Below are 11835 nucleotides of genomic sequence, written 5' to 3'. Positions count from 1 at the left end.
GCCGGGGGTCAGCCCGCCGGCGCGAACACGACGTCGACGCCGTAGGAGGCGTTCGAGGTCCCGGAGGGCAGCCCGGTGCCGTAGACGTACGCACCGCCGGGCACCGCGGTGGTCAGCGGGCCGCTCGTGCGGGCCGTGGCCAGGGCGTTCGGCGTGACGGCGTACCGGCCGGTCGTCGAGTGGTACGCCGCGATGTACGTCGTCCCGGGGACGAGCGTCACCGGCGAGGCGAGCGCGACCGTCTGCCATCCCGAGGCGGTCTCACCCGTCGAGGGCGCCTCCGCCAGGAGCGTGCCCGAGGCGTCCCACAGCTTGACGGTGTGCGTGCCGGTGTTGGTGGCCCCCTTGTAGAAGCGGATGGCGGTCACCGCCCCGGCGGCACTCGTGCTGAACCGGGTACCGACCTGCACCGCGGCCGAGTCGTCCCAGGCGGGGTACGTCGGCACGTCGGTGGTGGTCCAGAACGAGACCGGGTCGGGTGCCGGCACGACGGCCGTGGTCGTGAAGCTCCACGACCCGCCCTCGAGCGCCTGACCGTCCACCGCGACGACCACCGACACCACCGCACCGGCGGGCAGGGCAGCGGCGGGCTGGAAGGTCAGCGTCCGGGAACCGGCGACGTACTGCTGCTGCCCGGCGACCGTCGCCCCGCCGGCCTGGACGGTGATCGTCGGCACGGCCGTCGACTGCGACGCGGACAGGACCGCCGTGACGGTCGTGCCCACGGCCACGTCGGTGGCGTTCGTCGCCGGTGTCCGGGTGGTGACCGTCGGCGGGGCGGCCGGCGCGGTCTCGAAGACGGCATCGACGAAGTAGTTCGTCTGCTGCCAGCTCGACGTCGGGAAGCCTCCGCCGTACTTGTAGCGACCGTTGCCGGTGGCCGGGACCGTGAGCGGACCCACGGTGAGGTCGGCCGCGAAGGCCGAGGCCGTGGCCGAGTACCCGCCGCTCGGCGCCAGGTACGAGACCACGTAGGTCTGACCCGGCGTGACGGCGTACGGCGAGCTGAACAGCGCGGTCTGCCAGCCGCTGGCGGTCTCGCCGACGAACGTCACGGTGCGCAGCTGCTCACCGGTCGAGCTCCACAGCGTGCCGGTGTGCGTCCCGGTGTTCGCGGCGCCCTTGTAGAAGCGCACACCGGTCACGGTGCCGGCGACCGACGGGACGAACGAGACCCCGAGCTCGACCTTGGCACCGTCGTTCGCGGAGGCCACCGCAGGCACGCGCTCGCCGAACAGGGTGCACGGGCATCCGCCGGTGCCCGCCGTGGTGAACGTCCACACGAGGTTCTCGGCCGTGCTGCCGTTGGCCGAGGCGAGCCCGGACGCCGTCGCCGTGACCAACGTCCCTGCGGGCAGCGGGGAGGTCGGCGTGAACGTCAGCGTCTTGCCGCCGTCCGCACGAGCGAGCGTGCCCGCGACGGACGTGCCGCCCGCTGCGAGGCTCAGCGTGGCCGCGTCGCTCAGCGCGAGGTTGAAGCTCGCCGACACCGCCGAGTCCACGTCCACGGCCGTCTGCCCGGCCGCGGGGCTCACGGAGGTCGAGGTCAGCGCGGTCTTGTCGCGGGTGAACACGACGTCGACCATGTAGCTCGTCGAGGACGTCGAGCCCGGGTACCCGTCGGCGTAGGAGTACGCACCGGAGTCCGCGGACGTCGACAGCGGCGGCCGCTGCAGCCCGAGACCGGAGAACGCCCCGACGGTCGCCGAGTAGCGCCCGGCGGTCGTCCGGTACGAGGCGATGTACTGCGTGCCCTTGTCGATGTGCACGGGCGAGCCGAACGCCACCGTCTGCCAGCCCGAGGCGCTCTCCGCCGTGAACGTCGCCGTGGCGAGGGGGGTCGTCGACCCGGCGAGCCACAGCGCGCCGACGTGCGTGCCCGTGTTGTTCGGGCCCTTGTAGAACCGCACGCCCGTGACGTAGCCCGCGACGCTGCTGGAGAACTTCACACCGAGCGTGACCGCCGAGGTGTCGGCGTCCTGGAGGACCCCCGGCACCGCCGAGTCGTCGTACAGGGTGACGGTCGAGGCACCGGCCGACTGGGCGAGGGACGCCGTCGTGAAGGTCCAGGAGACCTGGCCCCCGAGCGCCTGGCCGCCGGAGGTGGCCGACACCGTCGCGGTGTAGGTCGTCGACGCCGTCAGCGAGCCGTCCGGGACGAAGGTGGCGGTGCGTGTCGCGGCGTCGTAGGTCGTCGAGCCGGTCACGGCGGCCCCACCCGCAGCGGTCAGCGTCATCGTCACCGCACCACCGTCAGGGGCACGCGAGAGCTGTGCGGTCAGGACCGATCCGAGCGGCGTACCGGTCGCACCGGCGACGGGCCACTGCGAGGCGACCGCGAACGGCGTGGAGTCCGTTGCCGAGAAGAGCACGTCGACGTAGTACTGCGACGCCCCCCAGGTCAGGGTCGGGAACTGTCCCGGTGCCGCGTACACGCCCGCGCCGGTCGCACCGAAGCCACCGGCGACGCTCAACGGCGGCGCCGAGCGCCCCGTGTACCAGAACGCGCCGGACTGGGCGGCGTAGCGGCCCTGCGGCGCCGTGTACGAGACCACGTACGACGTGCCGGCCTGCACCGCGACAGCAGAGGACAGCTGGGCCGTCTGCCACCCGGAGGCCGTCTCCCCGGTGAACGTGACCGTGGCCAGCCTGGTCCCCGTCGCGCTCCACAGCGAGCCCACGTGCGTGCCCGTGTTGCCCGTGCCCTTGTAGAACCGGATCGCGGTGACGAACCCGCCGGCCTGCGGCGTGAACGTCAGGCCCAGCTCGACCGGGGTGGAGTCGTCGACCGAGGCGACGGCGGGAACGCTCTGCCCGTAGATCGAGCAGGGGCACGCGGTGGTCAGCGAGCGCGTCACGGCCTGGCCGATGTTGGCCGAGTCGTCGATGCCGCGCGCGAGGACCTGGACCGCGCCGTTGCCCGACAGCACCCCGGTGTACGTCCAGGTCGCGGTGCCCGTAGCGGGGTGCCACGTGGTGCCGCCGTCCAACGAGACCTCGACGCCCGCGACGCGCCCGCCGGCGTCCGTCGCGGTCCCCGACACGGTGAGCGAGGTGCCGTTGGCCACCGCCGCGCCCGCCGTGGGTGAGGTCACCTGGACGACCGGTGCGGTGGTGTCGCTGGACGCCGTCGCCGCGACGAGCGTGCTCATCAGGGTCGTCGGCTGGGCACCCATGTCGGCGAGCAGGTTCACCGTGGCCTGCTGGATGCGCGGGTCGGCGGCAGCACCGACGCCGTCGTGCACCGCGTCCAGGCCCCACGACCACTGGATCGAGCCGGCCGAGAACACCAGCGCGCCGCTGTCTGCGCGGTACATCGTCAGGTGGTGCGTCGTGGTGCCGGACTTCACGACCGTGCCGAAGTCCTGCAGGTAGGAGTTCACCGCCCCGGTCGTGGTCGACAGCCGGATCAGGCCCTCGGGACGGAACCCGTTGTCGAGGTCCTCGTCGGACTCGTAGCCCACGGTGTGCGCCGCGAGCGTCGTGCTCGTGCCGGACATCGCGTCGAGGCCGGTGCCACGCCACAGGCGCAGCTTGCCCTCCTCGGCCGACACCGTCAGGGCCAGGTCGGAGTCGTTGGCCATGTACATCGTGCCGGTCACGGCGTTCTCCGGGGAGCCTCCACCGTTGGCCGCCGAGGCGAACCGCGGGTCGCGCGACGTGCCGGTCCACTCGGTCGACGGGTCGATCTTCGCGTCGGACCACGTCTCCTTGTAGGAGACCAGGGTGCGGTCGTCGGTCGCGGTACCCGCGACGGACGGCTCCCAGCGGGTGCGCCAGTACATCTCGTTGCCGCTGAAGAACGCCAGGTCGACCCCCGCGTCACGGGCCGCTTCGACGTTGGCCCGCTGCGGGCCCGACCAGTACTCGTCGTGACCGACGGACAGGAAGACGTCGTGGTTGAGCAGCAGCGCGCCGCGCGCATCGGTGTCGAGACCCGACTGGTAGGACACGTCGTACCCGTTGCGCTCGAGGAACCGCACCATCGGGAACTCGTTGCCGAAGTAGAAGTCACGCTTCTCGACGCCCGCCCGCGTGGCGAACGGTCGGTTGTACGAGATCTTGTAGGCGCGCCCGTTGGCCGCCCCCTGGTAGTAGTCCGAGCCGCCGTACGCGTTGTAGGCCTGCCACGTGGTGTCCGAGGTCTGGAAGATCACGTCGGACGTGCTCGCGTCGTTGCGCACGACGAACGTGATGTGGCTCTCGTCGCCCGTCGCCGGGTCCTGCAGATGCGCGACGTAGACGCCCGAGACCGCGGCTGCCGGCACGTGCCAGCTGGCCGAGACGGCCCAGTTGCCGCAGTCGTACAGCTCGGTCGTCGCGTCCGTGTAGCACTGCGGCTGCGTCTGCGGCAGGGTCGCCGAGGGCGTGACCGAGGCGATCTTGCGGGCGCCGAGCCCGTCGTACCAACCGGTGCGGTAGATGTCGATCGTGTAGGCCGTCGCGGCGGTGTCGATCTTGAAGTCGATCGTCCCGCCGACGTTCACCGAGATCGCCGTGGAGAAGCCCTGGATCCCCTCGTCGCCTGCGCCGTCGATGTCCCACTCCGAGGGGTCGGCACCCGGCTTGGAGTTCTCGCAGACGATCGGGTTGCCACCCACCGCGCACGGGTCGGTGGCCGCGGCCGGCGTGGCCACCGCCGCCATCATGAGCGGCACGCCGAGCGCGAGAGCGGTCACCGACGCCAGGACGGAGCGGGGGCGGACGGACATGGACGGCTCCGGGGGGTGAGGGCTGGCGTGCGCAAAACGTCGCTAAAAGGACGATACGGGCATCGGCCTCACGGGGCCGCACCCGTCGGCGGATATCACCCGCTCGCCACGGGCGCCACCCCCTACGCCGTCGACGCACGGCTCCCCGCCCGGCAGAATCGGGGGATCCGCGCACCGTGGCCCCGCGCCCGGCCGCGCACCGCGCACCTCGGAGGACTCCCGTGACCGACGCCTCGCCCCGCCAGGACCCGACCGAGCAGGGCCCGTTCGAGCAGGGCCCGACCGAGCAGGGTCCGACCGAGCAGGGCCCGACCGAGCAGGGCCCCACGATCGCACCCACGGCGGACGTCGACCCTCGCGCGCACGTCGGCGCCGGCACGAAGGTGTGGCACCTGGCGCAGGTGCGCGAGGACGCGCAGGTCGGTGAGGACTGCATCATCGGCCGGGGCGCCTACATCGGACCCGGCGTCGTCGTCGGCGACCGCTGCAAGATCCAGAACCACGCCCTCGTCTACGAGCCGGCCGTCCTCGAGCCCGGCGCGTTCGTCGGCCCGGCGGCCGTCTTCACCAACGACTACTTCCCGCGCGCCGTGAACCCCGACGGGTCGCTCAAGTCGGCCGACGACTGGCACGCGGTCGGCGTCACCGTGCGCGAGGGTGCCTCGATCGGCGCACGGGCGGTGTGCGTCGCGCCGGTGACGATCGGACGGTGGGCGCTCGTCGCGGCCGGTTCGGTGGTCACGAAGGACGTGCCCGACCACGCGCTGGTCGCCGGCGTGCCGGCACGACGCCTGCGCTGGGTCGGCCGCGCGGGACACCCGCTCGAGCCGGCCGACCCGCGCGAGAGCGGCGAGTGCCGCTGGGTCTGCCCGGTGACCGGGGAGACCTACCTGGAGACCGACGGGACCCTGCGCCTTCTCGCGCAGCCCGACGACACCCTGTAGTCGCCCGGCGGTCCGGGCGCAGCCGTCTGGCGGTCCGGCTCAGTACGCCCCGGAGGACCCCAGCACGGCGCGCCCGGTCTTCCACAGGATCAGCAGGTCCATCGCGACCGACCAGTTGTCGACGTAGCGCAGGTCCAGCCGGACCGACTCGTCCCACGACAGGTCGGAACGTCCGCTGACCTGCCACAGACCGGTCAGCCCCGGACGCACCCGCAGCCGACGGAACACCTGGTCCCGGTAGGCGTCGACCTCGACGGGCAGCGGCGGGCGCGGGCCGACGAGCGACATGTCGCCGCGCACGACGTTCCACAGCTGCGGCAGCTCGTCGACCGAGTACCGGCGCAGCAGCCTGCCGACCGAGGTCACCCGCGGGTCGTCGTGCATCTTGAACATGAGCCCGTCACGGTCCGACTCGGCGAGCAGAGCCTCGCGGCGCGCGTCGGCGTCGACGTACATGCTGCGCAGCTTCCACATAGTGAACCGACGCCCGTCGACGCCGATCCGCGTCTGGCGGTAGAACGCGGGTCCCGGGCTGTTCAGGCGCACGGCCAGCGCGGCACCGGCGATGACGGGCGCGGCCGCCGCGAGCAGCACGGCACCGAGGGCGTGGTCCAGAAGGGACTTCGCGATGAGCCGTCCGCCGGGGGGTGCCGTCTCGACCTCGAGCAGCGTGAGCCCTGCCGTCGGGCGCAGCTGGAGCCGCGGACCGAGCACCTCGACCAGGCCCGGCTCGACGACCAGGTCGGCACCGACGCGCCCGAGCGCCCAGGACAGCCGACGCAGCGCGTCGCCCGCCAGGTCGCCGCCCGTGACGATGACGACGTCGATCCGCTGGTCGTACGCGACCTGCGGCACGTCGGCGTAGGCACCGAGGGTCGGCACACCGTCCTGCGGCGGCGCGTCGTCGACCGACGGAAGGCACAGGCCGACGACGCGGTAGCCGTGGTGCGAGGCGTTGCGCAGGTCGGTCACGAGGCGGTGGGCGGACGCGGCGTCGCCGACCACGAGCGTGCGGGCCATGGCCACGCCCTCGTGACGGCGCCCGTGCAGCCGACGGCGCAGCAGGTAGCGGCCCAGCGCCGCCGCCGGCGTGACGACCAGCAGGAAGGCGCCCACCGGCAGACGCGGCAGCGTGGTGCCGAGCGCGACGCTGGCCAGCGCCACGGCTGCGGCCGCGCTCAGGCACGCCCGCAGCAGGGCCTGGAACTCGGCGGGCCCGTTGCCCACACCGCGGCGGTCGTACCCGCGGAAGACGGCGACGAGGACCAGCAGGACGACCGCGGTCGCCGCGACCCACACGGTCGTGGACGCGGAGGCGTGCGAGCCGAGCACGACGAGCACCGCCGCACCGAGCGCGGCGAGCGTGTCGAGCACGAAGGCCCGACGCACGTAGCCGCCCACCAGGGCGCGCCAGCCGGGCACGCGCACCTCGGCGTCGAGGCGCTCCTCGGCGCGGGGTCGGCTCACGAACGGCTGCGCGGACGCCCAGGACAGGCGCGGTCCGGCTGCGGTCCGGCGCCTGTCGGCGCCGACGGTGCTCAGCTCGTCCGTGTCGACGAGGCGGTCCAGCTCGGAGTCGGGCAGGCCGGGCGACACGTGCTGCACGGCAGCCCGTCTCGAGTCGTCCAGAATCGTCATGGCAGCATCCCCCCGAATGCGGTAGTTCGTCCGCTCGGAGGCTATTGCGTGGTGATGTGGGCTGTAAGCCCCGTTTGTCCGTTTTCACCCCTTCTATCACCCGTTCGGGTCCCGGGGAGGGGTTTCGGCTGGACGACCGCTCAGGACTTGGTGTGGAACCGCAGCTGGGCCTTCTCCAGACCGTCGACGACGACGGCCTCGACCGCGTCCGCCGCGGCGTCCACGAGCCACGGCAGGTCCTTGAGCTCCGCCTTGGCGAAGTCGCGCAGCACGAAGTCGGCGGCGTCCGTGCGGCCGGGCGGACGGCCGACTCCGACGCGCACCCGCACGTAGTCCTTCGTGCCGAGGGCCTTCGTGGTGTCGCGCAGGCCGTTGTGCCCGCCCTCGCCGCCGCCGATCTTCAGGCGCACCTCCGCGAACGGGATGTCGAGCTCGTCGTGCACCATGACCACCTGCTCGGGCGGCACGTCGAAGTACCGGGCGAGCGCCACGACGGGCCCCCCGGAGACGTTCATGTACGTCGTCGGCTTGGCGAGCACGACGCGGGGTCCGGGGGCCCCGCCCGCCAGGGTGCCGAGCCGCGCCTCGGCCACGACGGCCTGCGGGCGACGCGAGAGCAGCCCGCCGACGCGAGAGCCGAACGTCACACCGGTCCTGCGGGCGAGCTCGTCGAGCACCATCTGGCCGACGTTGTGCCGGTTGCCCGCGTACTGCGGCCCGGGGTTGCCGAGCCCGACGACGAGCCAGGGGCGGTCGCTCATGCGGGTCTCTCCTACCGGGTCGGACCCGGCTCTGCCGGGCACGGGGGTGCTGCTGGGGTACGCCCCGGACGCGGCAGCGCCCGGCACCGTCGGAACGGTACCGGGCGCCGGCGTGCGCGGGTCGCGCGGAGAACGCGGAGGATCAGTCCTCGGCGTGCGCAGCGGCCGACTGCGAGGCGGCGAGCGACGCGGCGGCCACGTCGGCGGCCAGGTCGTCAGCCGAGGCGTGCGGCACGGAGATCGCGACGACGGTGGTGTCCGCGTCGGTGACCAGCGTGGAGCCCTGCGGCAGCGTGACGTCGCCGGCGACGACGGTCGCACCGCCGCGCAGGCCCTCGATCGAGACCTCGACGGCCTGCGGCAGGTGCGTCGCCTCGGCCTCGAGCGTCAGCGCCTGCGTCTCGACGACGTGGATCGTGCCCGGGTAGGACTCGCCGACGACGTGCACCGGGACCTCGACCTGGACCTTCTCACCCTTCTTCACGATGAGGAGGTCGATGTGCTCGATGATGTTCTTGACCGGCTCGCGCTGGACGTCCTTGACGATCGTCAGCGTGACCTCGCCGTCGAGCTCGATCTCGAACAGGGCGTTCGAGTGCTTGAGCGCCAGCATCGTCTCGTGGCCCGGGAGGGCGACGTGCAGCGGGTCGGCACCGTGGCCGTAGAGGACGGCGGGGATCTGGTCCGCACGGCGCAGACGGCGGGCGGCACCCTTGCCGAACTCCGTACGGGTGAGGGCGGCGAGCTTGACGTCGGACACGGTGACTCCCAGATGATGACGGCTGCGGGTACGCAGGCGAGCGGTGATGGCGGCTCAGAGTGTGGTGGCCTCGACGCGGGGCGCAGGACGGGCACGCGGAGGCATCCGCCCAGTCGATCACGGAGCGCTGGAGGGCCCTTCCCGTGGAGCACGGGCGGACCGTCCGACGTCCCTCGCCGAGGCAACCTGACGATCTTACCCGCCCTCACGCCGTGCCCCCAACCGGTCGCCCGGACGAGCGTGCACGGACGTGCGTGAGCCCGCTCACGCACGTCGGCGGGAGCGGGCTCAGGCGGTCCGAACGGGGTGCCGACCGGTCAGGACTGACCGTCGAACAACGAGGTGACCGAGCCGTCGTCGAAGATCTCGCGGATCGCCCGGGCGATGAGGGGCGCGATCGACAGGACCGTCAGCTTCGGGAAGCGGACCTCCTCGGCGATCGGGAGCGTGTCGGTGACGATGATCTCCCGGGCACCGCACTCCTGCAGGCGCTCGCTCGCCGGCTCGGACAGCACGCCGTGGGTGGCGGCGACGATGACGTCCTTGGCCCCGGCCTCCATCACGACGCGCACCGCACCCGCGATCGTCCCGGCGGTGTCGATGAGGTCGTCGACCAGCACGCACGTGCGGCCCTCGACCTCGCCGACGACCCGGTTCGCGACCGACTTGTTCGCGGTGCGGATGTCCCGGGTCTTGTGCACGAACGCCAGCGGGCTGCCGCCCAGCTTGGCCGCCCACTGCTCGGCGACCCGGATGCGGCCCGCGTCCGGGGACACCACGGCCACGTTGGACGCGTCGACCCGGGTGCGCACGTAGTCCGTGAGGATCGGCATCGCCCACAGGTGGTCGACCGGCCCGTCGAAGAAGCCCTGGATCTGCGCCGAGTGCAGGTCCACGCTCATCAGCCGGTCCGCGCCCGCGGTCTTGAACAGGTCGGCGAGCAGCCGGGCCGAGATCGGCTCGCGACCGCGGTGCTTCTTGTCCTGCCGGGCGTAGCCGTAGAACGGCGCGACCACGGTGATCGTCTTCGCGGACGCCCGCTTGAGGGCGTCGACCATGAGCAGCTGCTCCATGATCCACTGGTTGATCGGCGAGGCGTGCGACTGCAGGACGAACGCGTCCGAGCCGCGCACCGACTCCCCGAAACGGGTGTAGATCTCCCCGTTGGCGAAGTCGTAGGCGGTCGTCGGCACGAGGTCGATGTCGAGCTCGCGCGCGACATCGGCGGCCAGGTCGAGGTGAGCACGGCCAGAGACGAGGACGAGACGCTTCTCGCCGTCGCTGGAGACGATCCCGGTCATCGGGCGAGGTCCTTCGGGTCGGTCCCGGCAGACCGGGGGGCGGGGTCGGGCAGGTGGGCCGGCTGGTCCGGCAGCACGGGAGGCGGTGTCACGGGGATCCCCGAGGCCGCGGTGGCCGCACGCTCGCGCTCGGCGCGCGCCTGCGGGGACAGCTCCTGCTCGTCGCGGCTGGCGTTGGCCCGGGCTGCGGCCTCGGCCGCCGGGGTGCCGGCCCGCGCACGCGCGACCCAGCCCTCGATCGACCGCTGCGGGCTCGCGCTCACGGCGAGCGCACCGGCCGGGACGTCGCGACGGATCACGGAGCCGGCGCCGGTGTACGCGCCGTCGCCGACCGTGACCGGGGCGACGAACATGTTGTCGGCACCCGTGCGGGCGTACGAGCCGATCGTCGTGCGGTGCTTGTTCACCCCGTCGTAGTTGACGGTCACCGACGCGGCACCGATGTTGGTGTGCTCGCCGATCGTCGCGTCACCGACGTAGGACAGGTGCGGCACCTTCGAGCCGGTGCCGATCGTCGCGTTCTTCGTCTCGACGAACGTGCCGATCTTGCCGTGCTCGCCGAGCACCGTGCCCGGTCGCAGGTAGGCGAACGGGCCGACGCTCGCGTCCGCACCGATCACCGCGAGGGAGCCGTGCGTGCGGACCACCGTGGCCCCCGGGCCGACCTCGACGTCGGTCAGGGTCGTGTCCGGGCCGATCGTGGCACCCGAGGCGACGACCGTCGCCCCGTGCAGCTGCGTCCCGGGGAGGATCGTCACGTCGGGCGCGAGCTCGACGTCGACGTCGACCCAGGTGGTCGCCGGGTCCACGACCGTGACGCCCGCCCGCATCCAGTCCTCGAGGATCCGCCGGTTCAGCTCGGCGCGCAGCACCGCGAGCTGCACGCGGTCGTTGACGCCCTCGACCGCGAACGGGTCGTCGGTGCGCAGCGCCCGCACGTGTCCGCCGTCGCCGCGCGCGATCGCCAGCACGTCGGTCAGGTACACCTCGCCCTGCGCGTTGTCCTGGTCGAGCCGGCCCAGCGCACCGCGCAGGACACCGGCGTCGAAGACGTAGATCGAGGAGTTGATCTCGGTGATCGTGCGCTGGGCGTCGTCGGCGTCCTTCTCCTCGACGATGCCGAGCACGTCGCCCGAGCCCGACTCGCGCAGGATGCGGCCGTAGCCCGTCGGGTCCTGCACGTCGGTGGTCAGCACCGTGACGGCGTTGCCATCGGCGTGGTGGGCCTCCAGCAGCTCGGTCAACGTGCCCGCGTCGAGCAGGGGCACGTCACCGGCGATGACCACGACGGCGCCGTCGAGCCCCACGCCGACGGCCGAGCCGACGACCCCGGGACCCTCGCCCGCGCTCGCCGCACCGGCCTGCGCGGCTGCGTCCAGCGCGGTCATCGCGACCTGGACGGCACGGCCCGTGCCGGGGATGTCGTCCTGGTCGACGAGCAGGACCTGCGGGTCGAGGGTGCGTGCGTGCTCGGCGACGCGCTCACGCTCGTGCCGGACCACGACCGCGACCCGCGCCGGCTCCAGCGCACGCGCGGTGGCCAGGGCGTGCCCGAGCATGGACCGCCCCGCGAGCGAGTGCAGGACCTTCGGGGTGGACGAGCGCATTCGTGTGCCTTCGCCTGCGGCGAGGACGATGACGGCGGCTGGACGGTGGGTGCCAGGGTTGGTCACCTGTGGCTGCTCCTCGCGGATCTGCCCGTCACCGGGCGGCGGATCG

7 protein-coding genes are annotated in these 11835 nt (G+C 72.8%); 1 reads left to right on the top strand and 6 read right to left on the bottom strand.

Going from position 1 to position 11835, the window contains the following annotated elements:
• Positions 1–8: 8 nt before the first annotated feature.
• Positions 9–4712 carry a DUF4082 domain-containing protein gene (locus BKA22_RS12185; RefSeq protein WP_146954257.1) on the bottom strand — a complete coding sequence of 1568 codons (4704 nt, stop codon included), beginning with the start codon at positions 4710–4712 and terminating at the stop codon, positions 9–11.
• A gap of 329 nt (positions 4713–5041) precedes the next feature.
• On the opposite strand from BKA22_RS12185, the gene BKA22_RS12180 reads away from it, so the two are divergent.
• On the top strand, positions 5042–5656 hold the full coding sequence (locus BKA22_RS12180) for an acyltransferase (RefSeq protein WP_146954289.1): 615 nt from the start codon (positions 5042–5044) through the stop codon (positions 5654–5656).
• Between the two features lie 39 nt (positions 5657–5695).
• Here the strand turns inward: BKA22_RS12180 and BKA22_RS12175 are convergent, their stop codons facing one another.
• The 5 genes from BKA22_RS12175 to glmU all read right to left on the bottom strand — a co-directional run bounded on the left by BKA22_RS12175 (position 5696) and on the right by glmU (position 11789).
• Positions 5696–7294, bottom strand: coding sequence for a sugar transferase (locus BKA22_RS12175; RefSeq protein WP_146954256.1), 1599 nt, complete (start codon positions 7292–7294; stop codon positions 5696–5698).
• A 140-nt stretch (positions 7295–7434) separates the two neighbouring features.
• The gene (gene pth / locus BKA22_RS12170) at positions 7435–8055 is read right to left on the bottom strand and encodes an aminoacyl-tRNA hydrolase (protein WP_146954255.1); all 621 of its coding nucleotides are present in this window, start codon (positions 8053–8055) and stop codon (positions 7435–7437) included.
• A 142-nt stretch (positions 8056–8197) separates the two neighbouring features.
• Positions 8198–8815, bottom strand: a complete 618-nt coding sequence (locus BKA22_RS12165; RefSeq protein ID WP_146954254.1) for a 50S ribosomal protein L25/general stress protein Ctc — start codon at positions 8813–8815, stop codon at positions 8198–8200.
• A gap of 317 nt (positions 8816–9132) precedes the next feature.
• Entirely contained in the window at positions 9133–10116 is a 984-nt protein-coding gene (locus BKA22_RS12160) for a ribose-phosphate diphosphokinase (protein ID WP_146954253.1), read from the bottom strand.
• Positions 10113–11789, bottom strand: a complete 1677-nt coding sequence (gene glmU, locus BKA22_RS12155) for a bifunctional UDP-N-acetylglucosamine diphosphorylase/glucosamine-1-phosphate N-acetyltransferase GlmU (protein ID WP_146954252.1) — start codon at positions 11787–11789, stop codon at positions 10113–10115. The genes BKA22_RS12160 and glmU overlap by 4 nt, the downstream gene beginning before the upstream one ends.
• Between the last annotated feature and the right edge of the window lie 46 nt (positions 11790–11835).

Source organism: Cellulomonas soli, from assembly GCF_013409305.1.
In the GTDB taxonomy this organism is placed as follows: domain Bacteria; phylum Actinomycetota; class Actinomycetes; order Actinomycetales; family Cellulomonadaceae; genus Cellulomonas; species Cellulomonas soli.
This window is presented reverse-complemented; position numbering and strand designations above follow the sequence as displayed.

Coding starts and splice junctions, on each gene's coding strand:
- BKA22_RS12175 (WP_146954256.1), bottom strand. CDS start 7,294: ATGACGATTCTGGACGACTCGAGACGGGCTGCCGTGCAGCACGTGTCG.
- pth (WP_146954255.1), bottom strand. CDS start 8,055: ATGAGCGACCGCCCCTGGCTCGTCGTCGGGCTCGGCAACCCCGGGCCG.
- BKA22_RS12160 (WP_146954253.1), bottom strand. CDS start 10,116: ATGACCGGGATCGTCTCCAGCGACGGCGAGAAGCGTCTCGTCCTCGTC.
- BKA22_RS12185 (WP_146954257.1), bottom strand. CDS start 4,712: ATGTCCGTCCGCCCCCGCTCCGTCCTGGCGTCGGTGACCGCTCTCGCG.